Raw genomic sequence first — 23,609 nt, 5'->3', positions numbered from 1 at the left:
ACCTACGCGAGGAGCTCCGCGGCGCCGGTGCGCAGGGCGGCGAGGCGGGACGAGACGGCCGACCGGCGGGCGTCGGCGACGGCGTCGTGCGACCAGGCGTCGAGGTAGAGCTTGACCTTCGGCTCCGTGCCGCTCGGGCGGGCGATGAGGCGGGCTCCGTCGAGGGAGAAGCGGAGCGCGTCGGTCGGGGGCAGCGCGCCGCCCTCGGCGAGCAGGTCCTCGCTCCGCTCGACGGCGAGCCCGCCGATCGCGGTGGGAGGCGTCGCGCGGAGTCCGGCCATGATCCGGCCGATCTCGGAGAGGTCGGTGACGCGGAGCGAGATCTGCTCCGATCCGAAGAGCCCGAACCGTTCCGCGAACGACTCCAGCTCGTCGTCGATCGTGCGCTCCTCGGCGGCGAGCGCGCTCGCGAGGGAGAGGAAGGCGACCGCGGCCGAGACGCCGTCCTTGTCGCGGACCGTCCCGGGGTTCACCAGGTAGCCGAGCGCCTCCTCGTAGCCGAAGACGAGGTCGGGGACCCGCGAGATCCACTTGAAGCCCGTGAGGGTCTCGGCGAAGTCGAGGCCGTACTCGGCGGCCACGGCGCCGAGGGCGGGGGAGGACACGATCGAGCAGGCGAGCGCTCCTCCGACGCGGCCCTCGCGGCGGGCCTGCTCAGCGGCGCGCCAGCCGAGCAGCGCGCCGACCTCGTTGCCGGTGAGGCGCCGGAAGCCTTCCGGGGCGGAGGCGTCGGGCACGGCGGCGGCGAAGCGGTCGGCGTCCGGGTCGTTCGCCACGATCAGCTGCGCGCGACCGGAGCGCGCGGTCGCGAATGCGAGGTCGAGGGCGCCCGCCTCCTCCGGGTTCGGGAACGCGACCGTGGGGAACGCCGAGTCGGGCTCGATCTGCTCGACCACCACGGCCGGCTCGTCGAACCCTGCCGCGGAGAGCACCCGGTGCGCCGTCTCCCAGCCGACCCCGTGCATCGCCGTGTAGACGACGCGCAGCGGAGCGGACTGGCGGCCGACGGCGGCCGTCGCCTCGATGTAGGCGGCCACCACGGACTCGTCCGCGAGCCGGTACTCGCCGCGCGGCAGCTCCGGGACGCGCCGGTCCCGCGCGACCGCGAGGATCCGCTCGGCGATCTCGGAGTCGACCGGCGGCACGATCTGCGAGCCCTCGTCGGCGCCGCCGAGGTAGACCTTGTAGCCGTTGTCCTGCGGCGGGTTGTGGCTCGCCGTGACCATCACGCCGGCGTCGGCGCCGAGGTGGCGCACGGCGAAGGCCAGCACGGGGGTGGGCAGGAGTCGGGGGAGCAGCACGGCGTCCACGCCGGCGCCCGCCATCAGCGCGGCGGAGTCCTCGGCGAAGACGCGCGAGTTCTTCCGGCCGTCGTAGCCGATCACGACCACGGGCCGCTGGACGCCCTGCTCCAGCAGGAAGTCGGCGAGGCCGACGGCGGCCTGCGAGACCAGCACGCGGTTCATCCGATTGGATCCCGCCGCGATGGCGCCGCGCAGACCCGCGGTGCCGAAGGCCAGGCGGGCGCCGAAGCGGTCCTCGAGCTCGGCGCGGGCGGAGGCGTCGCCCGAGTCGGAGGCGGTCAGCAGGCCGACCAGCTCCTCGCGCGTCTCCGGGTCGGGGTCCTGGGCGAGCCAGTCCTCGGCGAGCTCCCGGACGTCGGCGCTCACAGAGTCCCCGTGATGCCGGCGAGCAGGCGGGCGAGGTCGTCCTCGGCGTCGCGGCCGGCCTCGAGCACCTCCTCATGGCTGAGGGGGGTCTTCTGGATGCCGGCGGCGAGGTTGGTGATGAGCGACATGCCCAGCACCTCCATGCCCGCCTCGCGCGCGGCGATGGCCTCGAGCGCGGTCGACATGCCGACGATGTGGCCGCCGATGATCCTCGCCATCTGCACCTCGGCCGGGCTCTCGTAGTGCGGGCCGCGGAACTGCACGTACACTCCCTCGTCCAGCTCAGGACGGGTCTGCCGCGCGAGGTCGCGCAGGCGCGAGGAGTAGAGGTCGGTGAGGTCGACGAAGGTCGCGCCCTCCAGCGGCGAGTCGGCCGTGAGGTTGATGTGGTCGCTGATCAGCACGGGGGTGCCGGGGGTCCAGTGCTCCTTGATGCCGCCCGCTCCGTTGGTGAGGATCATCACCGTCGCGCCCGTCGCGGCGGCGGTCCGGACGCTGTGCGCGACGCGGCGCACGCCGTAGCCCTCGTAGTAGTGGGTGCGGGCTCCGATGATCAGCGCGCGCTTGCCGGTGGGGAGCAGCACGGAGCGCAGGGTGCCGCCGTGCCCGTGCACGGCCGGCTTGGAGAAGCCGAGGATCTCGGTGGCCTCCACGGTCGCGGTCGTCTCGCCGATCGCGTCGGCGGCCCTGCCCCAGCCGCTGCCGAGAGTGAGGGCGATGTCGTGCTTCTCGACCCCGGTCGCCTCCGCGATCTGAGCGGCCGCGCGGGCCGCGATCTCGAAGGGATCGGCGTCGGGGGCGTCGAGCGGGTGCAGGGTCTGGTCGGACATCCTCCCACCCTACCGACGGGCTGCGCGGCCGCGGAGGACGGCTCCCGCAGCCGATCCGACACCCCGCGATTGGGTGAACACTCAGTGAGAGAGGACAATGGGAAGCATGGCTTACGAGTTCGAGCGCGCGCAGAGGATCGCTGTACTCGGAGGGGGGCCGGGCGGCTACGAAGCCGCCATCGCGGGAGCGCAGCTCGGCGCCGAGGTCACCCTGGTCGAGCGGGTCGGAGTGGGCGGCTCGGCCGTCATCACCGACGTCGTCCCGTCGAAGTCGCTCATCGCGACGGCGGAGGCCACCAACGCCATCGGCGAGGCCGCCGACCTGGGCGTGCAGTTCTTCACCCGCTCGGAGCAGAACAAGCCGGTGCGCCCGGACGTGGCGGTCAACCTGGCGACGGTGAACAAGCGCCTGCTCGGCCTCGCGCGCCAGCAGTCCGAGGACATGCGCGCGAACCTGGTGCACCACGGCGTGCGGATCGTCCAGGGGGACGGGCGCCTGGACGGGTCGAACGCCCTGATCGTCTCGACGGCCGCCGGCGGCGAGGGCATGGACTTCGACCGCATCGAGGCGGACACGATCGTGGTCTCGGTGGGCGCCAGCCCGCGCGTGCTGCCGACCGCTGCGCCCGACGGCGAGCGCATCCTCAGCTGGACCCAGCTCTACAACCTCAAGTCCGTCCCCGAGCACCTGATCGTGGTCGGCTCCGGCGTGACCGGCGCGGAGTTCGCCTCCGCCTACCGCGCGCTCGGCGCCCGCGTGACCCTCATCTCCTCCCGCGACCAAGTGCTGCCCGGCGAGGACGCCGACGCAGCCGCCGTGATCGAGAACGTCTTCAAGCGCAACGGCATGGTCGTGCTCTCGAAGTCGCGCGCCGACCGCGTCGAGCGGACCGAGAAGGGCGTGCAGGCCGTGCTCTCGGACGGACGCGTCGTCGAGGGCTCGCACTGCCTCATGGCCGTCGGCTCCGTGCCGAACACGGCGGGCATCGGCCTCGAGGACGCGGGAGTGCAGCTGACGGAGTCGGGGCACATCCGCGTCAACCGCGTCGCCCGCACCAGCGTCCCCTCGATCTACGCGGCCGGGGACTGCACCACGTTCCTCCCGCTCGCCTCCGTCGCCGCCATGCAGGGCCGCACCGGCGTGTTCCACGCCATGGGGGACGCCGTGAACCCGACCGAGGTGCGCAATGTCGCGGCCAACATCTTCACCCAGCCCGAGATCGCGACCGTCGGCTGGAGCCAGCGCGAGATCGAGGAGGGGATCGCGCAGGGCGAGATCTACAAGCTCCCGCTCGCCGCGAACCCGCGGGCGAAGATGATGGGCATCCGCGACGGCTTCGTGAAGCTGTTCGCGCGCACGGGCTCCGGCACCGTCATCGGAGGCGTCATCGTCGCTCCGAAGGCGAGCGAGCTGATCTTCCCGCTCGCCCTCGCTGTGGAGCACCGCCTGACCGTCGACCAGGTCGCGCGGGCCTTCACCGTCTACCCGAGCCTCACCGGCTCGATCTCGGACGCCGCGCGCGCCATGCACATCGTCACCTGACGCCCGCCCCCCGACCGAGGGAACCCCGGACCGTCGAGGGAACCGCGGCCAGCGGGTTCCCTCGACGGCCCGCGGTTCCCTCGGTGCCGCCGCGCGCTCAGACGATCTGGAGGAGGACGTGACCGGCGGGGACGGTCGCGCCGGCCGCCGCGTCGAGGCCCTTCACGACGCCGTCCTTGTGGGCGGTGAGCGGCTGCTCCATCTTCATCGCCTCGAGGACGACGACCAGGTCGCCGGTGACGACCGTGTCGCCCTCGGCGACGGCGACCTTGACGATGGTCGCCTGCATGGGCGAGGCGACGGAGTCGCCCGTGACGGTGCTGACGGAGGAGGAGCCGCGGCGCTTCGGGGAGGCCGCAGCGGCCCCGCGGGCGGGTCCCGAGCCGGCCAGGTCGGCGGGGAGCGTGACCTCGACGCGGCGCCCGTCGACCTCGACGACCACGTTCCGGCGGTCCGCCGGCTCGTCGGTCGCTCCGGGCTCGCCGCTCCAGGCCGGGATCGTGTTCTCGAACTCGGTCTCGATCCAGCGGGTGTAGATCGTGAAGGGCGCTCCGCCCTCGGGGGCGAAGGCCGGGTCCTCGACGATCGCGCGGTGGAAGGGGAGGACGGTCGGCAGGCCGGTGACCTCGAACTCGGCGAGGGCGCGCCGCGAGCGCTCCAGCGCCTGCTCGCGGCTGTCGCCGGTGACGATCAGCTTCGCGAGGAGCGAGTCGAAGGAGCCGGAGATCACGTCGCCGGCGACGACGCCGGAGTCGACGCGGACGCCCGGTCCGCCGGGGGCCTTGAAGACGTGCACCGGACCCGGGGCGGGGAGGAAGCCGCGGCCCGCGTCCTCGCCGTTGATGCGGAACTCGAAGGAGTGGCCGCGGGGCGCCGGGTCGTCGTAGTCGAGCACGCCGCCCTCGGCGAGGCGGAACTGCTCGCGGACGAGGTCGATGCCGGTGATCTCCTCCGACACGGGATGCTCGACCTGGAGGCGGGTGTTCACCTCGAGGAAGGACACCGTGCCGTCCTTGCCGATCAGGAACTCGCAGGTCCCGGCGCCGAGGTAGCCGACCTCCTGCAGGATCGCCTTCGAGGCGCGGTAGAGCTCGGTGTTCTGCGCCTCGGTCAGGAACGGCGCGGGCGCCTCCTCGACGAGCTTCTGGTGGCGGCGCTGGAGGGAGCAGTCGCGGGTGGAGACGACGACGACGGTGCCGTGCGCGTCGGCCAGGCACTGGGTCTCGACGTGGCGCGGCTGATCGAGGTACTTCTCGACGAAGCACTCGCCGCGGCCGAAGGCGGCGACGGCCTCGCGCGTGGCGGAGGCGAACAGCTCCTCGACCTCGTCGCGCTCCCGGGCGACCTTGAGGCCGCGACCGCCGCCGCCGAAGGCCGCCTTGATCGCGACGGGGAGGCCGTACTGGTCCACGAACTCGAGCACCTCGGCGGCGCCGGAGACGGGGTTCAGGGTTCCCGGGGCGAGCGGGGCGCCGACCTTCTCGGCGACGTGGCGGGCCGAGACCTTGTCGCCGAGGCGCTCGATGGCCTCGGGGCCGGGGCCGATCCAGATCAGGCCGGCGTCGATGACGGCGCGGGCGAAGTCGGCGTTCTCGGCGAGGAACCCGTAGCCGGGGTGCACGGCGTCGGCACCGGAGCGGCGCGCCACCGAGAGCAGCTTGTCGATGACGAGGTAGGTCTCGGCGCTGGTCGTCCCGCCGAGGGCGTAGGCCTCGTCGGCGAGGCGGCTGTGCACGGCGTCGCGGTCCTGGTCGGCGTAGACGGCCACGGAGGCGATCCCGCTGTCGCGGGCGGCGCGGATGACTCGGACGGCGATCTCGCCCCGGTTGGCGACGAGCACCTTCGTAATCTTCGGCATGGTCCCCAACCCTAGGGGGCGGCTCCGCCGGGTCCGGCGCGGCTCACCACAAAGAAGCGGAGGGCCTTCGTCGGTTCCTCACAAGGGCGGGACGGGCCTCAGCGGTTCCAGAGCGCGGTCCAGTCGACGCCGAGGCTGCGCACCAGAGCGCGGAGGGTCGGCACCGACATCCCGATCACCGTCGAGGGGTCGCCCTCGATCGCGGTGATGAAGCCGGCGCCGCGGCCGTCGATGGTGAAGGCCCCGGCCACCTCGAGGGGCTCGCCGGTGGCGACGTAGGCGTCGATCTCGGCGTCGTCGATGTCGTCGGCGAAGGTGACGGCGGCGGAGGTGACCGCTCCGGCCTCGGCGACGATCCTCCCGCCGCGGTGGTCGACGAGCCAGTGGCCGGAGTGGAGGCGGCCGGTGCGTCCGCGCTGGGCGCGCCAGCGCTCCCGGGCCCGCTCCGGCTCGTGCGGCTTGCCGTGGACGACGCCGTCGAGGACGAACGCGGAGTCGCCGCCGAGCACCAGACCGTCGATCTCCGGGCGCAGGACGGCGTGCGCCTTGGCGCGGGAGAGCAGCGAGACGGTGGCGTCCGCGTCGAGCGCCGCGCCCCGCTCCTGCTCGGCCCGGGCGACGGCCGCGGGCTCGTCCACGTCGGAGGGGACGACGACGGGCTCGATCCCGGAGGCCCGCAGCAGCGCGAGGCGCGCGGGGGAGGTGGAGGCGAGGTAGAGGCGCACGAGGGCTCCCTGCGGCCGGGCCCACGCTGTGGGATGCTCGACGGATGGCACAGACCCCGCCCCGAGCATCCGCCCGCCCCGACGGGGCCGACGACGCACTCGGGACCGAGATCGAGCTCGACATTAGCAATGTCGCCCACGGCGGCGTGTTCGTCGCCCGGCACGAGGGCCGCGTCGTCTTCGTCCCGGACGTCCTCCCCGGCGAGCGCGTGCGGGCGCGGATCAGCGAGGTCCGGCACGACAGCTTCTGGCGCGCCGAGGCGCTCGAGGTGCTCGACGCGTCCGAGCACCGGGTGAAGCACGTCTGGCCCGAGGCCGCTCTCGACCGCCGCCCGGAGGAGCGCGTCGGCGGCGCCGAGCTCGGCCACGCCGACCTCGCCTACCAGCGCGAGCTGAAGCGCCTCGTGCTCGTCGACTCCTTCTCCCGCTTCGCCCGTCGCGAGGTCGAGGTGGAGGTCTCGCCGATCGGCGGGGACGACGCGTCCGGCGGCCTCGGCTGGCGCACGCGCAACCGCCTCCACGTCGACGACGACGGACGGGTCGGCCCCTACGCGGCGCGCAGCCACCACGTCGTCACCGTGGAGTCGCTGCCCCTCGCGACGGCCGACTCCTCCCTGGCCGCACCGCTGGGCGAGCGCCTCGCTCCCGGCTCGGTGGTCGACCTCGTCGACGCGGCCGGGTCCGAGGGGGCCGCGGTGCTCGTGCACGAGCCCTCCGACAAGCGCGCCCGCCGCGACCGCACGGTCGTGAGCGAGTTCGTCGCCGACCGCACCTTCCGCGTCGACCGCACCGGCTTCTGGCAGGTGCACCGCGGCGCTGCCGCCGCGCTCTTCGAGGCCGTGCAGGCCGCCGTCGACGCGGATGCGGCGGACCCGTCGGCCGCCAACCACGACCTCTACGGCGGGGTGGGCCTGCTCGCCGCTGCGCTGGCCGACCGCCTCGGCGCCGGAGTGCGCGTGACCAGCGTCGAGAGCGACTCCCGCGCCACCGAGCACGCGCTCGAGAACCTGGCCGACCAGGTCGGCGCCCGCGCGGTGACCGCCCGCGTCGACCGCTACCTCCGCGACGTCGTCGCCCAGGCCGATGCGCGCGAGCGGGCGCGGTGGCGCGCCGCGACCGTGGTCCTCGACCCGCCCCGCTCGGGTGCCGGCCGAGCGGTCACCGACGCTCTGGCGGACCTGCGGCCGGCGCAGCTCGTCTACGTCGCCTGCGACCCGGTCGCACTCGCCCGCGACGTGGGCGCCCTGACCGGGGCCGGCTACGAGCTGGAGCGCCTCGAGGGCTTCGACCTCTTCCCGCACACCTCCCACGTGGAGGCCGTTGCGCGACTGGTCCGACGAGAGGACTGACCGCGGGCCCGCGCCTGCGTACCATGGGCGGGATGGAGCCCCACGCCGACGTCGCCGCAGCCGAGGCCCCGCGCGTGCGCGTGGCGATCGTGGACGACCACGAGTCGGTGCGCCTGGGCGTGGCCGCCGCCGTCGAGAGCGCGGGGATGCAGGTGGTCGCCGCCGCCGAGACCGTCCAGGCCCTCGAGAGCACGATCGGCGGCGCCGAGATCGAGGTGCTCGTCCTCGACCTGTCCCTGAACGACGGCTCGAGCATCACCAGCAACGTCAAGTGGGGGCAGGTGCGAGGCTCCGCCGTCCTCGTCCACAGCATCGCCGACCGCGTCGTGGCCGTGCGGGAGGCGCTCGCCGCGGGGGCCGCCGGCGTCATCCCGAAGTCCTCGCCGATGTCGACGGTCGTCGCCGCCATCCGCACCGTCGCCCGCGGCGAGGTCCTCAACAATCTGGAGTGGGCCTCGGCGATCGACGCCGACGACGACTTCGCCCGGGCCGTGCTCGGCCGTCGCGAGCGCGACGTCCTGCATCTGTACGCCTCGGGGCTGCCGCTGAAGCTGGTGGCCGAGCGGCTGCAGATCTCCGTGTCGACGGCGAAGGAGTACCTCGACCGGATCCGCGACAAGTACGTCGAGATCGGCCGTCCCGCCCCGACGAAGGTCGATCTGCTGCGGCGCGCGGTGGAGGACGGCATCCTCCCGGGCATCGACCCGGACGACGGCGATGGCGGGCGCTGAGGCGCCGATCGCCCGCCGCAACGCCGGGCGCGAGCGGATCGACAGGATCATCAGCACGGTCGTGTCGTTCTTCGGCTTCGGCTTCGGCGTGCAGACCGTTCCGCCGATCCTCGCCCAGCTGCCCCTGCTGCGCCCCGAGGTGGCCTGGCCGGTGCTGGTGCTGGTCTTCGGATCGCTCACCGCCGCCGTGGTCACCGCCGTGCTGCGGCGGGGCACGCGGATCACGGCGGTCCTGGTCGCGGTCGGCGTCCTCGTCGCGCTCCTGACCTGGCCGGCCGCCGTCGCCAGTGGAGGCGCGGACCGCGAGACCCCGTGGATCTGGTATCTGCTGACCATCGGGACCGCCTTCTGCACGATCGCGGCTCCGCTCCGGATCGCGATCGCGTACGTGTCGGTGACGACCGTGCTGTTCGGCCTGCTGCGCGTCCTCCCCTCCGGCGGCGGGGCGGAGCCGACCCGCGCGATCCTCGACGCCGCCTACGTGGGCATCGTCGGCTTCGTGATGCTGGTGCTGATCACCGTGCTCCGGCAGTCGGCCGACCAGATCGACCGCGCGCAGACCACGGCCATGGAGCAGTACGAGGCGGCGATGCGCCAGCACGCCGGCGAGATGGAGCGGGTCGAGGTCGACGCCCTGGTGCACGACAACGTGCTCGCGACGCTGCTCTCCGCCGCCTCCGCCGAGTCGCCGGCCGAGCGCGCGCTGGTCTCCTCGATGGCGCAGCGCACCCTCGCCGTGCTGCTGCCCGACCACGAGCCGGAGCCGCCCGAGGGGCTGGTCCCGCTCGAGCTCCTGCAGCGTCAGCTCGGTCACGCGGCGTCGACCTTCGGGACCGAGATCGCGGTCGCGACGGCCGACGGAGTGGACCCCCGCGCGACGACGCTGCCGCGTCCAGTGGCCGAGGCGCTGCTCGGCGCGGTCTGGCAGGCGCTCGCCAACAGCGTCCAGCACGCGGGTCCGAGCGGCAGTGTCCACCGCGCCGTGCACGGGCTGCTGGGCGTCGGCGCGGTGGAGGTCGTGGTGGAGGACGACGGCCGCGGCTTCCGGCTCGCCGACGTCCCCCGCGAGCGGCTGGGCATCCGGCTCTCCATCCTCGAGCGGGTGCACAACGCTCGGGGATCGGCGCGGGTCGACTCGACTCCGGGCGAGGGCACCCGTGTCGTCCTCTCCTGGCGGGCGGACGGGGGAGCAGCGCGATGATCGCCTATCCACGCCCCCTGCTCCAGGTGCTCGGCGCCGGCTTCTCGCTCTACCACGTGGTGCTCGCCTTCTTCTCCTTCCGCATCTCCCCGGCCACGCCGGCCGACCTCGTCGCGGTCGCGCTGTACGTCGCGGCGACCGTCGTCGCCCTCTGGCCCGGAGCGACGACCCGGCTCGCCCCGCCCGTCGCGGTCGGGATGACCGCTGTCGCCGTCGCGCTGCCGCTGCTCGTCGCGCCCTCGCTCGATCCCGGAGCCTCCAACGGCTACTCCACCTGGTACATCGCCGCGGTCGGCACCCTGATGACGATCGTGTGCGCCCGCCGGCGCGCGGCCTGCGCCTGGGTCGGCGTCGGCTTCCTGATCGTGCACACCGTGTTCTGGGCCGGCCCGGCCGCTCTGGCCACTCTCGGCGTCGTCGGGGGGATCGCCTGGGTCGCGATCGCGCAGCTGCTCATCGTCGAGCTCGGGCGCGCAGGGTCGGAGGCGCGCGTGCTCGAGGCGGCCGAGCGCGCGGCCGCGTCGTGGCGGGCGGCGGAGGAGGCGCACCTCACGGAGCGCGAGGTCCGGCTGGAGCAGACCCGCGCCCTCGCCTCCGACATGCTGCTGCGCATCGCGGAGCCGGGGCCGGGCCTCACCGACGAGGAGCGTCGAGAATGCCGCCTGCTCGAGGCGGCCGTGCGCGACGAGATCCGCGGCCGGCGGCTGCTGGACGACGAGGTGCGGCGTCTCGTGCTCGACGCGCGCCGGCGGGGCGTGACCGTGTCGGTGCTCGACGACGGCGGCCTCGACCGCACCTCCGAGGAAGAGAGCCGTCGAGTGCTGGGGGAGCTCGCCCGGGCTCTGAGCGGGATCCGCGAGGAGGTCGACCGCGTGGTGGTGCGCACCGCGTCGGCGGACTCGGCCTCTGCGGTCACGGTCGTGGGCCTGCGGACGGCGGGCGACGGCAGCGCGGGCGCTCTCGGCTCCGATGACACGGGGGACGAGGTCGACGCCTGGGTCGAGATCCGGCGCGACGGCGTCGGCGGACGGGACGTCTGAGCGGCGGAGAGAGCGCCACGCGGAAGTCGGATCGCGCGGCGACGGACGGCGACCCGGTGCAGGGGGCGTGCGGATGTCGGATCGGCGCCGCGGTCGGGACGCAGTCGACTCTCAGCACGGCTCAGGTCTCGGCACGGCTCGGGTCTCGGCGCGGACCGGTCGTCGGCGCGGCACGATCGTGAGCGGAGCCGGTCAGGCCCAGAGCCGGTCATGAGCGGAGCCCGTCATGACCGGAGCCCATCGTCAGCAGCCCCCGTTAACGGAGTGCGGCGGGCCGTCCACTCCTCCGAAGAGGGGGCCCGGCCCGCCGTCAAACCCCGAGTGAGGGTAACAACCCGAATATTACCCTCACTCGCCCCCAACACACCCGCCTGCTTACCCTGGTCGGCGAGTGATTGGCGGTGCCCCTTCCGAAGGAGGAGTACCGTACGTCCACTAGTGTGCTCGCTCCGCCAGGAGGCGCATAGTCAGCACTTTAGGGGACTAATCGGGGGACAAATTTCACGTTCCACGTCGCGGATCGCCCGTCCGCCCACGGCCGGCGTCTGCGAGTGCGCTCAGCCGGAGAAGGAGCGCCATGCTCCGGGTGCCGGCCGGAGCGGCCTGCGGACCGCGGCGGTGCGGTCGTTCCAGCCTCCGCTGAGCTCCTGCGGGGTCTCCGGCTCGGGCTCGGTGCGCGAGGTCAGTGCGGTGACGACGGCCGTGACGGCGGCGATCTCGGCGGCGTCGAGGCCGGGGGTGGAGATGACGACGGCGGGTGAGGACTCGGAGGCGGTCATCCCGTGACGCTATCGCATGCCGTTCACGGCGCCGGTCGGCGGGGCATGGCTATGCTGACGCCGGATGCCGCCGGAGCGTCGTCCATCCGTTGCGAACAGGAGCGTCCCCGCATGCCGACGTGGTTCCCGAGGAGCGGTGCCGCGGCGCTGCGCCCCCTGCGTCTGCTGGTCCGGAGGTCGCCCGCGGCCGTCTCGGTCGTCCTGGTCCTCCTGGCTGCGAGTGCGGTCACAGGGACGCTCGTCGCCCCCGCAGGAGCCGAGACGACGGCCTGGTGGGCGGCGGGTGCGACGACGACCCTCGACGGCCGTCCCTGGACGGCGGTGGCCGCCCTCCTGATCGCGGCGGACCCGCTGCAGCTGCTCCTGGACGTCGTGCTGGTGCTCCCGATGCTCCTCGCCGCGGAGCGCCGCCTCGGCTCGGCCCGCACCGTCCTCGCCTTCCTCGTGACCGGGGCCGTCGGGATCGTCGTCGGGTCGGCCGTGCAGTCGATCGGCGCTCTCGCCGGCGAGTGGTGGGCGGGCGACACCGTCGGCGACCACACCTTCGACCCGCTCATCGGCGCGGTCGGCGCCCTCATCGCCTCGACCGCCTTCATGGGGGCTCTGTGGCGCCGCCGGCTCCGGGTGACCGTCTTCGCCGTCGTGCTGATGTTCGTGCTCTACGCGGGCGACTCCGCCGACGCGTACCGGCTACTAGCCGGCGGTGCGGGTCTCGTGCTCGGCGCGGTGCTCGCGCGAGGAGTGTCGGGGCTGCGTCCGCAGCGTCCGGCGCCGAGCTCGCACCGCGAGTCCCGGGGGCTTCTGGCGGCGGTCGTCGTCGTCACCGCGATCGGTCCGCTCGTCGCCGTCCTCTCGGACTCGGGCTACGGTCCGTTCTCGTTCCTCGGGCGACTGCTGCAGAGCGCCTTCACGGGGACGACGGACCTCGAGGACCCGTGCAGCCGCGCCCTCCGGCACTGCGCCCACCACGTGAAGCTGAGCCTGGTCGCCCCCGGGCCGATCCTGCTCACGTTCGTCCCGCTCCTCCTCCTGCTCGTCGCCGCCTACGGCCTGCGCTCCGGGCGCCGCCTGGGCCTGCTGCTGGCGGTCGGGGTGAACATCGCGATCGCGATCCTGGAGGTGTTCTCCCTCCAGCGCGCGGCCCGGCACCCCGAGTTCCTGTACTACGCGGAGTACCTGCTCTGGGTGGCGACGACGGTGCTGGTGCCGCTGGCCGTCGTGGCGATGCTCGTGATCGGGAGGAGGCACTTCCGCATCCGGGCTCCCCGTGCCGCCGCGAGGCTCTGGACGCGGGTCGTCGCGATCGCCTTCGTCGTGTCCCTCGGCGGCTACCTGGCGCTCTCGGCCGGCGTGCGCACGAGCTTCGAGCCGCTCCTGGGCGTCGGGAGGCTCCTCCTGGACGGGCTGCTGCGCTTCGTCCCGGTGAGCTTCCTCGGCGGCGCCGGACTGCTCGCCGTGCCGCGGGAGCCCGTCGCGCGGATCGTCTTCGAGTGGGTCGGCCCGGTGTTCTGGCTCGTGGTCGTCGTGGCCGTGGTCGCCCTGCTCCGAGCCGCCGACGTGCAGCGGAACCGCGGCGACGAGGCGCGGTACCGCGCGCTCCTCTCCCTGCACGGCGCCGGCAGCCTCGGCCACCAGGGGACCTGGGAGGGCAATGCGCACTGGATCTCGGCCGACGGGACCGGCGGAGTCGCCTACCGGGTGATCGGCGGCGTGGCGATCACCCTCTCCGACCCGGCCTGCGCTCCCGAGCGACGCGAGGACGTCGTAGCCGAGTTCGTGCGGTTCTGCGACGAGCGCAGCTGGACGCCCGTGTTCTACAGCATCCACGACGAGCTGCTCCCCGTCTTCGACCGGCTCGGCTGGTCGCGCCTCTCCGTCGGCGAGGAGACGATCATCGAGCTCTCCTCCTTCGAGCTCACGGGCAAGCGGTGGCAGAAGGTGCGCTACCCGCTCACCCGCGGCATCAAGCTGGGCATCGAGGCGCGGTGGACCAGCTGGCCCGAGCTCTCCCTCGGCATGGCCAACCAGATCGTCGACCTGTCGGAGCGCTGGGTCGCCGAGAAGGCGCTGCCCGAGATGGGCTTCACCCTCGGCGGGATCGACGAGGTCCGCGATCCCGACGTCGCGCTCCTGCTCGCGGTCGGGCCGGACGGCGTGCTGCAGGGTGTGACGAGCTGGCTGCCGGTGCACAGGGAGGGCCGCGTGGTCGGCTGGACCCTCGACTTCATGCGCCGCTCCGACGACGCGATGCCCGGCATCATGGAGTTCCTCATCGCCTCCGCGGCGCTGCGCGTCAAGGAGGAGGGCGCCGAGTTCCTCTCGCTCTCGGGCGCCCCGCTCGCCACCGCACCGGTCGAGGAGGGGGAGGAGCCTCCGGAGCCGACGGTCCTCTCGCGCCTGCTGGAGTTCCTCTCGCGGACGCTCGAGCCCGCCTACGGATTCACGTCGCTGTTCCGCTTCAAGGCGAAGTTCCACCCGCGCTACGCGGGCCTCTGGATGACCTACCCCGACGCCCTGCAGCTGCCCCGGATCGGAGCCGCACTCGGCCGCGCCTACCTGCCCGACCTCTCCGCTTCGCAGGCGCTGGCCTTCGCCCGGGTGGTCGGAGCGAAGCCGGAGGAGAAGCCGTCCGAGACGCCCGCGGCGAAGCCGGATGCTCCTGCAGCCGAAGCGGGCGCTGGTGTGGCGAAGGCGGGTGCTCCGGCAGCGAAGGCGGGTGCTCCTGCGGCGAAGACGGATGCCCGGGCGGCGAGGCCCGGTTCCGCGGCGGGGAAGCCGGATGCTCCGGCAGCGGAGCCGGACGCTCCTGCCGTGCAGGCCGACACTCCCGCGGAGTCCGCTGCCCGACGGACCGGCCCCGGCTCCTCCGACTGATCGTTCCGCCCCTCAACCCCGTGAGGAGGCGGACACAGCGGAACGCCGCGGCACGGACGGTCTCCCGTCTCCTGCCGCGGCGTCCGAGCGAGCCGGGTCAGAGCGGGATGTTGCCGTGCTTCTTCGCGGGCAGGTTGGCCCGCTTGGTGCGCAGCGCCCGCAGCGCCTTGATGACGGAGACGCGGGTCGCCGAGGGCTCGATCACGCCGTCGAGCTCGCCGCGCTCGGCCGCGAGGAACGGGCTCGCGACGTTGTAGGTGTACTCGTTCGCCAGGCGCGTCCGGACGGCCGCGACGTCCTCGCCGGCCTCCTCCGCCTTGCGGATCTCGTTGCGGTAGAGGATGTTGACCGCGCCCTGGCCGCCCATGACGGCGATCTCGGCGGTCGGCCACGCGAGGTTGATGTCGGCGCCCAGCTGCTTGGACCCCATCACGATGTAGGCGCCGCCGTAGGCCTTGCGCAGGATGACCGTGACCAGCGGCACGGTCGCCTCGGCGTAGGCGTAGAGCAGCTTCGCGCCACGGCGGATGACGCCGGTCCACTCCTGGTCGGTGCCGGGCAGGTAGCCCGGGACGTCGACCAGGGTCAGGATCGGCAGCGAGAACGCGTCGCAGAAGCGGACGAAGCGGGACGCCTTCTCGCCCGCCTCGATGTTCAGCGTGCCCGCCATGGCGCTCGGCTGGTTCGCGATGATGCCGACGGAGCGGCCCTCGACACGGCCGAAGCCGATCACGATGTTCGGCGCGAACAGCGGCTGCACCTCGAGGAAGTCGCCCTCGTCGACGATGTGCTCGATGACGGCGCGCATGTCGTACGGCTGGTTCGGGCTGTCGGGGATGACCGTGTCGAGGAAGCGGTCCGCGTCGGTCGTCTCGAGGTCGACCTCGGTCTCGAAGACGGGGACCGGCGACAGGTTGTTGTCGGGGAGGAAGGAGAGGAGCGTCCGCGCGTAGTCCAGCGCGTCGTTCTCGTCGCTCGCGAGGTAGTGCGAGACGCCCGAGATCTTGTTGTGGGTCAGCGCGCCGCCGAGCTCCTCCATGCCGACGTCCTCGCCGGTGACGGTCTTGATGACGTCGGGCCCGGTGACGAACATCTGGCTGGTCTTGTCGACCATGATCACGAAGTCGGTCAGCGCGGGGGAGTAGACCGCGCCTCCTGCGGCCGGGCCGCAGATGATCGAGATCTGGGGGATCACGCCGCTCGCCGCGGTGTTGCGGCGGAAGATCTCGCCGTACTTGCCGAGAGCGACCACGCCCTCCTGGATGCGCGCTCCGCCCGAGTCGAGGATGCCGATGATCGGAACGCCGGTCTTCAGGGCGAGGTCCATCACCTTGATGATCTTCTCGCCGGCCACCTCGCCGAGCGAGCCGCCGAAGATCGTGAAGTCCTGCGAGTACACGGCGACCTGGCGGCCGTGGATGGTGCCGGTCCCGGTGACGACGGCGTCGCCGTAAGGGCGCTTCTTCTCCATGCCGAAGGCGTGGGTGCGGTGGCGGACGAACTCGTCCAGCTCGACGAACGAGCCCGGGTCGAGGAGGGTGTCGATCCGCTCGCGCGCGGTCATCTTGCCCTTGGCGTGCTGCTTCTCGATCGCCGCCTCGCCACTGGCCGTGACGGCCTCGTGGTAGCGGTTCCTGAGGTCCGCGATCTTCCCCGCGGTCGTGTACAGATCGGGCGCGGGACGTTCGGTGTTCGCGGTCACCCGCTCACCCTACCGGCGGGGCGGACGCCTCCTCTTGTCGCACTCGCACAGGGAGGGCCGCTCCGGACGGGAGGATCCGGACAAGGGTGGGCCGTCGCGAGCAGCGCTCGGAGCGGCCTCGCGGGAGCCGCCGCTACCGTGGCGGGATGCAGCTCCCGCTCTCCTCCGCCGTCTCCCCCCGCGTCCTCGCGCTCGAATCGGCGGGGTCGACGAACGACGAGCTCCGCGAGCGGGCGGTCGCGGACCCCGCCGCGTGGCCGCACCTCTCCGTCGTCGCCACCGGCGACCAGCGCGCCGGGCGCGGCCGGCTGGGGCGCGTCTGGCAGGCGCCCGCGGGCCGGACGCTCGCGGCCTCCACCCTGGTCGACGCCTCCGCCCTCGGCGCCGAGGCCTCCGGCTGGCTGCCGCTCGTGGCCGGGGCGGCTCTCGCCCGCGCCCTCGCACCCCTCGTCGACGGGGACGTCGCCGTCAAGTGGCCCAACGACGTCCTGATCGACGGCCGGAAGGTCGCCGGGATCCTCGCCGAGCGCCTGCCGGACGGGCGGGTCGTCGTCGGCACCGGCGTGAACCTGCTGCTGACGGAGGCGGAGCTGCCGGTCCCGACCGCGACCTCGCTCGCCCTCGCCGGGGCGCGGACGACGAGCGCCGACGAGGTGCTCGCCGCGTTCCTCACCGGGTTCCAGGCCCTGCTCGCTCCGCTGCTCGCCCAGGGCGACGCCGAGGCCTCCGGAGCGGCGGCCGCCGTCCGCGCCTCCTGCGGCACCCTCGGCACGCGCGTCCGGCTCGAGCTGCCCGACGGCACGCAGGAGGAGGGGACCGCCTCCGACCTCGCTCCGGACGGCTCGCTCCTGCTCGAGCAGGGCGGCGCGCTGCGCTCGTTCCCGGCCGGCGACGTCACGCATCTGCGCTCCTGATGGCCCGGACCGACCCCGCCGACCGCGAGCTGGCGCGGCTGACCCCGCGCGCCCGCCGGGCGGTCGCACCGGTCGTCGGCCTCCTCCTGCTCACCTGGACGGGCTTCTACTTCGCCGCGCAGTTCGAGCTCGCCCTGCAGCGCTGGATCATCGGGCTCGGCACCGCCCTGCTGGTGCTGCTCCTCTGCGCTCCCGGGATCGCCGGCTGGGCGAGCGTGCGCTACCGCGTCACCGCCTCCGGCCTCAGCGCGCGCCGGGGCGTGGCGTCGGTCCGGCGGGCCGAGGTGGTCTTCGACCGGAGGATGGACGTCGCGGTCGAGCGCTCCCTCGGCCAGCGTCTCGCCCGCTGCGGCGACGTCCGGATCCTGCAGGCGGGCGCGGAGGTGTTCGTGCTGCGCGATCTGCCGGATCCCGAGCTCACGGCCGACCTGCTGCGGGAGGCGATCGGCGCGGCTCCGGTCCTCGAGCCGGAGTGGCCGCCGCCCGCGTGAGCCCGCCGGGGCCTCGGTAGCATGGAGCCGCCCCGCGCCAGCGGGCGGAGACGGAGGAGCGCCATGCGCGTCGGCGTGATCGGGGGCGGCCAGCTCGCTCGGATGATGATCCCCGCGGCGGTGGAGCTCGGCATCGAGATCGCCGTGCTCGCCGAGAGCGAGGGCGCCCCGGCGGCGCTCGCCGCGACACGGGTCGGCGACTACCGCGACGAGGCGACCGTGCTCGCTTTCGCCGAGACCGTGGACGTGGTCACGTTCGACCACGAGCACGTTCCCCAGCCGATCCTCCGCGAGCTCGTCGCCCGCGGCGTCGCCGTGCACCCCGGCCCCGACGCCCTGCTGTTCGCGCAGGACAAGCTGATGATGCGGCGCCGCCTGACCGAGCTCGGCGTGCCCGTGCCCGAGTGGGCCGAGGTCTCCTCCGCCGAGGAGCTCGGGGAGTTCCTGGCCGAGCACGGCGGCAGCGCCGTGGTGAAGACCGCGCGCGGCGGATACGACGGCAAGGGCGTGCGCGTGGTGCGCGGCGCCCACGAGGCGGACGACTGGTTCACCGCCCTCGCCGAGGACGGCCGGGGCGGCTCGCTCCTGGTCGAGGAGCTGGTCGGCTTCCGCCGCGAGCTCGCGCAGCTCGTCGCCCGGCGCCCCTCCGGCGAGAGCATCCTCTGGCCCGTGGTGGAGTCGGTGCAGCGCGACGGCGTCTGCGCCGAGGTGATCGCTCCGGCCCCCGCGTCAGCCGGTCGGCTCGCGGCCGCCGCGGCCGAGATCGCGCAGACGATCGCCGACAGCCTCGGAGTCACCGGCGTCCTGGCCGTCGAGCTGTTCGAGACGACGGACGACCGCATCCTGGTCAACGAGCTGGCCATGCGCCCGCACAACAGCGGCCACTGGACGATGGACGGATCGACCACCTCGCAGTTCGAGCAGCACCTGCGCGCGGTCCTCGACCTGCCGCTCGGCGCGACGGGGTGCCGCGACACGTGGACGGTGATGGTCAACGTGCTCGGCGGCCCGGTGGGGGAGTCGCTGACGGACCGCTACCCGCGGGTGCTCGCCGATCACCCGGGCGTGAAGGTGCACAACTACGGCAAGGAGCCGCGACCGGGCCGCAAGGTCGGGCACGTGAACGCCACCGGCGACGACCTCGACCTCGTGGTCTACGAGGCTCGCGCGGCGGCGGCCGTTCTCACGGACTGACCCGTACGATGGTCGCCGTGACGAGCCAGCCGACCTCCCCGACCCCTGCCGGAGCCCTCTCGTGAGCGAGGACACGCTCGTGAACGGGCCCGCGCCGCTCGTCGGCGTCGTGATGGGCTCGGATTCGGACTGGTCCGTCATGCAGGCGGCGTCCACCGTCCTCGCCGAGTTCGGCGTGGCGCACGAGGTCCGCGTCGTCTCCGCGCACCGCACCCCGGAGGCGATGATCGCGTACGGCCGCGAGGCCCGCGGCCGCGGCCTGAAGGTCGTCATCGCCGGAGCGGGCGGAGCCGCCCACCTCCCCGGCATGCTCGCCGCGGTGACCTCGCTCCCCGTCGTCGGAGTGCCGGTCCCGCTCGCCCGCCTGGACGGGCTCGACTCCCTCCTCTCGATCGTGCAGATGCCGGCGGGCGTCCCCGTCGCCACCGTCTCCATCGGCGGAGCGCGGAACGCCGGACTGCTCGCGGTGAAGATCCTCGCGACGGCGGACGACGCCCTCTCCGCAGCGCTCGACGCCTTCGCCGCCGACCTCGAGGTGCAGGTCGCCGCGAAGAACGACGCCCTGGTGGCGGGCCTGTGACGGCCGTCGCTCTGCCGCTGCGGCACCCGGACGTCGCCTCCCGCGCCTTCATGACGCGGCGGGCGTGGTGGCTGCTGATCGTCAACCTCCTGGTGCCCGGGTCCGCTCAGGTCCTGGCGGGGAACCGGCGGCTCGGGCGCCTCGGGCTCGGCTTCACCCTCGGGCTCTGGGTCGCCCTCCTGGTCGCGGTGCTCCTCTACTTCGTCTTCCCGACCGGCCTCTACACGCTCGCGACCTTCGACCTCTCGATGCTCGCGCTCCAGGCGGCGCTCGTCGTCTACGGAGTGGTCTGGGCCGTGCTGACGCTCGACACCCTCCGCCTGATCCGCGTGGTCCGCGTGCGCCCGCGGATGCGCGGCGTGCTCGCCTTCGCGACGATCGCGCTGATAGCGGTCTCGGTCGGCACCACCGCCTACGGCACCTACCTGCTCGGCGTCACCCGTGGGACGCTGTCGTCGATCTTCGGCGGCGGAGCGATCGAGCAGCCGATCGACGGCCGCTACAACGTGATGCTCCTCGGCGGCGACGCGGGGGAGGACCGAGACGGTCTGCGCCCCGACAGCATCTCGGTGGTCAGCATCGACGCGTCGAGCGGCAAGGCCTCGATCATCGGGGTCTCGCGCGAGTTCGTCGACTTCCCGTTCCCCGAGACCAGCCCGATGCACGAGCTCTACCCCGACGGCTACGACACCGACAACTGCGCCGTCGACGTCTGCAAGCTCAACTCGGTCTACACCGAGGTCGAGCTGAAGCACCCGGAGCTCTATCCCGACGCCGTCGACCACGGCAGCGAGCCGGGCATCGAGGCGATGCGCGACGCGGTCGAGGGCATCCTCGATCTGAGGATCCAGTACTACGCGCTGATCGACATGGAGGGCTTCGCCCAGCTGATCGACGCGCTCGGCGGCATCGACATCGACTACGTGGCCGACGAGCCGCTGCCGCTGGGCGGGCTGCCCGACTCCGACGGCGTGATGCAGGGCGTCAACCAGTGGATCGATCCCGGGCACTGGCACTTCAACGGCGAGCAGGCCCTCGCCTACGCCCGCTCGCGCTACACCACGAGCGACTACGACCGGATGGCGCGCCAGCGGCAGGTGCAGGAGGCGCTGCTCGCCCAGTTCGAGCCGGGCAACGTGCTCGCCAAGTTCCAGGACGTCGCGTCCGCCGGTTCCCAGGTCATCAAGACGGACGTCCCGCAGGGGATGCTGGGCTACTTCGTGCAGCTGGGGCTCAAGACGAAGTCGCAGCCGGTGGATCCGATCGAGCTGGTCCCGCCGGCGGTCGACCCGGAGGACCCGGACTACGACGTCGTGCACTCGCTGGTGAGCGCCGGACTGTCGGGCGACTCCGCGCAGTAGCCGGCCGGGTGCCGCACGCCTCAGAGGTCGGCGTGCAGCGCCCAGACGCGCTCGGCGGAGTCGCGCCAGCTGAAGGCGCGGGACCGGTCGCGGCCGGCCACGGACATCCGCTCGCGCAGCCCGGTGTCGGCGAGCACGCTGCTCATGGCCAGGGCGAGGCGGTCGGGGTAGTCCTTCGCGTCGCCGCGCTCGACGGCGACGCCGGCGTCCGCGGCGACCTCCATCAGCGCGGGGTCGTCGGAGTGCACCACCGGCACCCCGAAGTGCATCGCCTCGAGCACCGGCAGGCCGAAGCCCTCGGCGATGCTCGGATAGACGAAGAGCGTGGCTCGGGAGAGGACGACGGCGAGATCGGCGTCGCTGAGGACACCCAGCGCGCGCACGCGCGTCTCGTCGAGGCCCTGCTCGTCGGCGACGGAGGCCACGTCGAGGTCGCCCCACCCGGTCGGGCCGACCAGGAGCAGCGGGATCGCCGGCGCGGACACTCCTCCGAAGGCCGCGATCAGCGAGACCAGGCCCTTCCGCGGCTCCAGCGTGCCGACGCTCAGCACGTACTCCGGGGGGAGCCCCAGCGCTGCGGCGCGCTGGTCGGCGTCCTCCGGGACGACCAGGCCGGAGCCGACGGCTCCGCCGATCACCCGCAGCCGGTCGCCGAAGTCCATCAGCTGGGAGAGCTGGTGCGCGACGGCGTGGGTGGGGACGACGACGGCGTCCGCGTGCTTCCGGGCCCGCTTGGCCATCGCCCGGTGCCACTTCGCGCCGTGCGGGGTGAGGGTCTCGGGGTGCGTCCAGGGCACCGTGTCGTGGATCGTGACGGCGATCTGCTCGCCCTCGCTCCCGTCGTGGCTGCGCAGCGGGGCGAAGAGGCTCGGGGCGTGCATCATGCCGCCGCCGGCCGGGATGGCGATCCCGTACTGCCAGGCGCGGGAGAGCTCGCGGCGCCCGAGCGGCAGCCGGTGGATGCGCGCGAGGCCGGGCAGGCGCAGGCGCAGCTCCTCCTCCTTCTCGGGCGGGTGGGCGGAGACGACCGCCTCCACCTCGCAGTCGCGCGGAGCCGTCGCGATCAGCTCGCGGGTGAGCTCCTCGGTGTAGCGGCCGATGCCGCCGGGGACGCGGGCGAGCATCTGGTCGACGACGACGCGGAGGGTGGTGGTCACGGGGTCACCGCCTCGAGGGGCGCGGCGGCGAGGGCGTCCTGCCAGGAGCGCAGTGGCGGCAGGCCCGCGCGGCTCCAGCCGTCGTGGCCGAGGACCGAGTAGGCGGGACGCGGAGCGGGGCGGACGAACGAGCCGCTGTCTGTCGGGCGCAGGCGCTCGGGATCCAGTCCCGCTTTGGCGAAGACGGCACGGGCGAAGCCGAGCCAGGTCGTCTCGCCCGAGCCGGTGCCGTGGTAGACGCCGGCCGGGGCGCCCGCGTCGACCAGCTCGATCAGGCGCGCGGCGAGGTCGGCGGTCCAGGTGGGCTGGCCGTGCTGATCGTCGACCACGGTCAGCGTCTCGTGCGCGCCCGCCAGTCGCACCATCGTCTTCGCGAAGTTGCCGCCGTGCTCGCCGTAGAGCCAGGCCGTGCGGACGACGTAGCCGCGCTTCGGGTTGGCCTCGAGCACCAGGCGCTCGCCCTCGGCCTTCGTGCGGCCGTAGGCCGAGATCGGGTTCCGGGGGTGGTCCTCGGAGTAGGGGGTCGTCGCGGAGCCGTCGAAGACGTAGTCGGTGGAGACCTGGACGAGCGCGGCTCCCGTCTCGGCGGTGGCGAGGGCGAGGTTGTGCGCTCCGACGGCGTTGACGCGGTGCGCCTCCTCCTCGTCGGTCTCGGCGTCGTCGACGCGGGTGTACGCGGCGCAGTTCACCACGGCGTCGTGGCCCGCGACGGCGGCGCGCACGGCGTCGAGGTCGGTCACGTCGAGGTCGGAGCGGCCGAGGGCGGTGCTGGGGCGGGAGCCGAGAGCCGCGCGCAGGTCGGTGCCGAGCATGCCGGAGGCGCCCGTGATGAGGAAGGTCACCTCCTCATCATGCCCGAGCCCTCCGCCGGTCGACGGTCGGCGCACCGGCCCGGCACCGCGTGGCGCGGAGGCGTCGCGGGCCCGTGAGACGCCGTCGTTACACTGGCCACCGTGCAGATCCGAGAGCTCGACATCCCCGACGTCTACGAAGTGACTCCGCGCCAGTTCCCCGACGATCGCGGGGTCTTCTACGAGTTCTACCGCTTCGACCGCCTGGCCGAGAAGGTCGGGCACCCGCTCTCGCTCCGGCAGGGCAACACGTCCGTCTCGCGCCGCGGCACCGTCCGCGGCATCCACTTCGCGCAGATCCCGCCGTCGCAGGCCAAGTACGTCTCGTGCTTCTCGGGCGCGGTCCTCGACTACGTGATCGACGTGCGCGTCGGGTCGCCGACCTTCGGGCGCTGGGAGTCGATCCTGCTGGACGACGTCGACCGCCGCTCCGTCTACATCGCCGAGGGCATCGCGCACGCCTTCGTGGCGCTGACCGAGGGCGCCGTGGTCTCGTACCTCGTGAACGCCACCTTCGATCCGGTGCGGGAGAAGGGGATCGACCCGCTCGACGAGCAGATCGGCCTGCGCTTCCCGGAGGAGGCCGGCGAGCTGCTCCTCTCGCCGAAGGACACCGATGCACCGACACTGGCCGAGGCCGAGGCGCAGGGCCTGCTGCCGACCTGGGACGAAGCGCGGGCCTTCTACGCGGAGCTCGACTCCGCGTCCTGACCGCCGATCCGGTGGACGGGCGGCCCGGCTCCCGCCCGGCGGGGGCGG

The 23,609-nt window shown here is 73.4% G+C and carries 20 protein-coding genes; 12 read left to right on the top strand and 8 right to left on the bottom strand.

Translation table 11 applies throughout. The features are described from left to right. Positions 1-2: 2 nt before the first annotated feature. A complete protein-coding gene (locus C5D08_RS00545) occupies positions 3-1,670 on the bottom strand; it encodes a phospho-sugar mutase (protein WP_104275340.1) in 1,668 nt (555 codons plus the stop codon). Continuing rightward, positions 1,667-2,500 carry a purine-nucleoside phosphorylase gene (locus tag C5D08_RS00540; protein WP_104275339.1) on the bottom strand — a complete coding sequence of 278 codons (834 nt, stop codon included), beginning with the start codon at positions 2,498-2,500 and terminating at the stop codon, positions 1,667-1,669. Before C5D08_RS00540 ends, C5D08_RS00545 begins: the two co-directional genes overlap by 4 nt. Positions 2,501-2,606: 106 nt before the next feature. Here C5D08_RS00540 and C5D08_RS00535 point away from each other — a divergent pair, with 106 nt between their 5' ends. Then, on the top strand, positions 2,607-4,043 hold the full coding sequence (locus tag C5D08_RS00535) for an NAD(P)H-quinone dehydrogenase (protein ID WP_104223171.1): 1,437 nt from the start codon (positions 2,607-2,609) through the stop codon (positions 4,041-4,043). A 97-nt stretch (positions 4,044-4,140) separates the two neighbouring features. Here C5D08_RS00535 and C5D08_RS00530 read toward each other — a convergent pair whose 3' ends face one another. Next, positions 4,141-5,901, bottom strand: a complete 1,761-nt coding sequence (locus tag C5D08_RS00530) for a biotin carboxylase N-terminal domain-containing protein (RefSeq protein ID WP_104275338.1) — start codon at positions 5,899-5,901, stop codon at positions 4,141-4,143. A 98-nt stretch (positions 5,902-5,999) separates the two neighbouring features. Further along, positions 6,000-6,626, bottom strand: coding sequence for a nucleoside triphosphate pyrophosphatase (locus C5D08_RS00525; RefSeq protein ID WP_181110306.1), 627 nt, complete (start codon positions 6,624-6,626; stop codon positions 6,000-6,002). Between the two features lie 44 nt (positions 6,627-6,670). On the opposite strand from C5D08_RS00525, the gene C5D08_RS00520 reads away from it, so the two are divergent. From C5D08_RS00520 to C5D08_RS00505, 4 genes are read left to right on the top strand one after another with little or no spacing between them, the layout of a single operon-like run. Continuing rightward, positions 6,671-7,975, top strand: coding sequence for a class I SAM-dependent RNA methyltransferase (locus tag C5D08_RS00520; RefSeq protein ID WP_146086159.1), 1,305 nt, complete (start codon positions 6,671-6,673; stop codon positions 7,973-7,975). 23 nt (positions 7,976-7,998) lie between these two features. Continuing rightward, entirely contained in the window at positions 7,999-8,706 is a 708-nt protein-coding gene (locus tag C5D08_RS00515; protein ID WP_104275337.1) for a response regulator transcription factor, read from the top strand. Further along, the gene (locus C5D08_RS00510; RefSeq protein WP_104275336.1) at positions 8,693-9,907 is read left to right on the top strand and encodes a sensor histidine kinase; all 1,215 of its coding nucleotides are present in this window, start codon (positions 8,693-8,695) and stop codon (positions 9,905-9,907) included. The genes C5D08_RS00515 and C5D08_RS00510 overlap by 14 nt, the downstream gene beginning before the upstream one ends. Then, positions 9,904-10,947: a hypothetical protein gene (locus C5D08_RS00505; RefSeq protein WP_104275335.1), complete on the top strand. Its 1,044-nt coding sequence runs from the start codon at positions 9,904-9,906 to the stop codon at positions 10,945-10,947. The genes C5D08_RS00510 and C5D08_RS00505 overlap by 4 nt, the downstream gene beginning before the upstream one ends. 557 nt (positions 10,948-11,504) lie before the next feature. Here the strand turns inward: C5D08_RS00505 and C5D08_RS00500 are convergent. Next, complete coding sequence (locus tag C5D08_RS00500; RefSeq protein ID WP_104275334.1) at positions 11,505-11,726, bottom strand: acyl-CoA carboxylase subunit epsilon; 222 nt, start codon at positions 11,724-11,726, stop codon at positions 11,505-11,507. A gap of 111 nt (positions 11,727-11,837) precedes the next feature. Here C5D08_RS00500 and C5D08_RS00495 point away from each other — a divergent pair, with 111 nt between their 5' ends. Continuing rightward, a complete protein-coding gene (locus C5D08_RS00495; RefSeq protein ID WP_181110308.1) occupies positions 11,838-14,600 on the top strand; it encodes a bifunctional lysylphosphatidylglycerol flippase/synthetase MprF in 2,763 nt (920 codons plus the stop codon). Positions 14,601-14,697: 97 nt separating this feature from the next. On the opposite strand, the gene C5D08_RS00490 is transcribed toward C5D08_RS00495, so the two are convergent. After that, positions 14,698-16,302 (bottom strand): acyl-CoA carboxylase subunit beta, encoded by a 1,605-nt coding sequence (locus C5D08_RS00490; protein ID WP_104223164.1) that lies wholly within the window; start codon positions 16,300-16,302, stop codon positions 14,698-14,700. A gap of 146 nt (positions 16,303-16,448) precedes the next feature. Here C5D08_RS00490 and C5D08_RS00485 point away from each other — a divergent pair, with 146 nt between their 5' ends. From C5D08_RS00485 to C5D08_RS00465, 5 genes are all read left to right on the top strand, one after another. After that, complete coding sequence (locus C5D08_RS00485; RefSeq protein ID WP_104275332.1) at positions 16,449-17,216, top strand: biotin--[acetyl-CoA-carboxylase] ligase; 768 nt, start codon at positions 16,449-16,451, stop codon at positions 17,214-17,216. Next, a complete protein-coding gene (locus tag C5D08_RS00480; RefSeq protein WP_104275331.1) occupies positions 17,216-17,707 on the top strand; it encodes a PH domain-containing protein in 492 nt (163 codons plus the stop codon). The genes C5D08_RS00485 and C5D08_RS00480 overlap by 1 nt, the downstream gene beginning before the upstream one ends. 63 nt (positions 17,708-17,770) lie before the next feature. Continuing rightward, positions 17,771-18,901: a 5-(carboxyamino)imidazole ribonucleotide synthase gene (locus C5D08_RS00475; RefSeq protein ID WP_104275330.1), complete on the top strand. Its 1,131-nt coding sequence runs from the start codon at positions 17,771-17,773 to the stop codon at positions 18,899-18,901. Between the two features lie 112 nt (positions 18,902-19,013). Continuing rightward, entirely contained in the window at positions 19,014-19,481 is a 468-nt protein-coding gene (purE, locus tag C5D08_RS00470) for a 5-(carboxyamino)imidazole ribonucleotide mutase (protein WP_104225651.1), read from the top strand. Next, a complete protein-coding gene (locus C5D08_RS00465) occupies positions 19,478-20,842 on the top strand; it encodes an LCP family protein (RefSeq protein ID WP_258067155.1) in 1,365 nt (454 codons plus the stop codon). The genes purE and C5D08_RS00465 overlap by 4 nt, the downstream gene beginning before the upstream one ends. 20 nt (positions 20,843-20,862) lie before the next feature. On the opposite strand, the gene C5D08_RS00460 is transcribed toward C5D08_RS00465, so the two are convergent. Then, on the bottom strand, positions 20,863-21,999 hold the full coding sequence (locus tag C5D08_RS00460) for a glycosyltransferase family 1 protein (RefSeq protein WP_258065036.1): 1,137 nt from the start codon (positions 21,997-21,999) through the stop codon (positions 20,863-20,865). After that, positions 21,996-22,841, bottom strand: a complete 846-nt coding sequence (gene rfbD, locus C5D08_RS00455) for a dTDP-4-dehydrorhamnose reductase (protein WP_104275329.1) — start codon at positions 22,839-22,841, stop codon at positions 21,996-21,998. The genes C5D08_RS00460 and rfbD overlap by 4 nt, the downstream gene beginning before the upstream one ends. Positions 22,842-22,952: 111 nt before the next feature. On the opposite strand from rfbD, the gene C5D08_RS00450 reads away from it, so the two are divergent. After that, positions 22,953-23,561: a dTDP-4-dehydrorhamnose 3,5-epimerase family protein gene (locus C5D08_RS00450; protein ID WP_104275328.1), complete on the top strand. Its 609-nt coding sequence runs from the start codon at positions 22,953-22,955 to the stop codon at positions 23,559-23,561. The last annotated feature ends 48 nt before the right edge of the window (positions 23,562-23,609 follow it).

Source organism: Rathayibacter sp. AY1B6, assembly GCF_002932755.1.
In the GTDB taxonomy this organism is placed as follows: Bacteria; Actinomycetota; Actinomycetes; order Actinomycetales; family Microbacteriaceae; genus Rathayibacter.
Note: the sequence above shows the minus strand (reverse complement) of the source record. Positions and strands in the feature narration are given on the sequence as shown.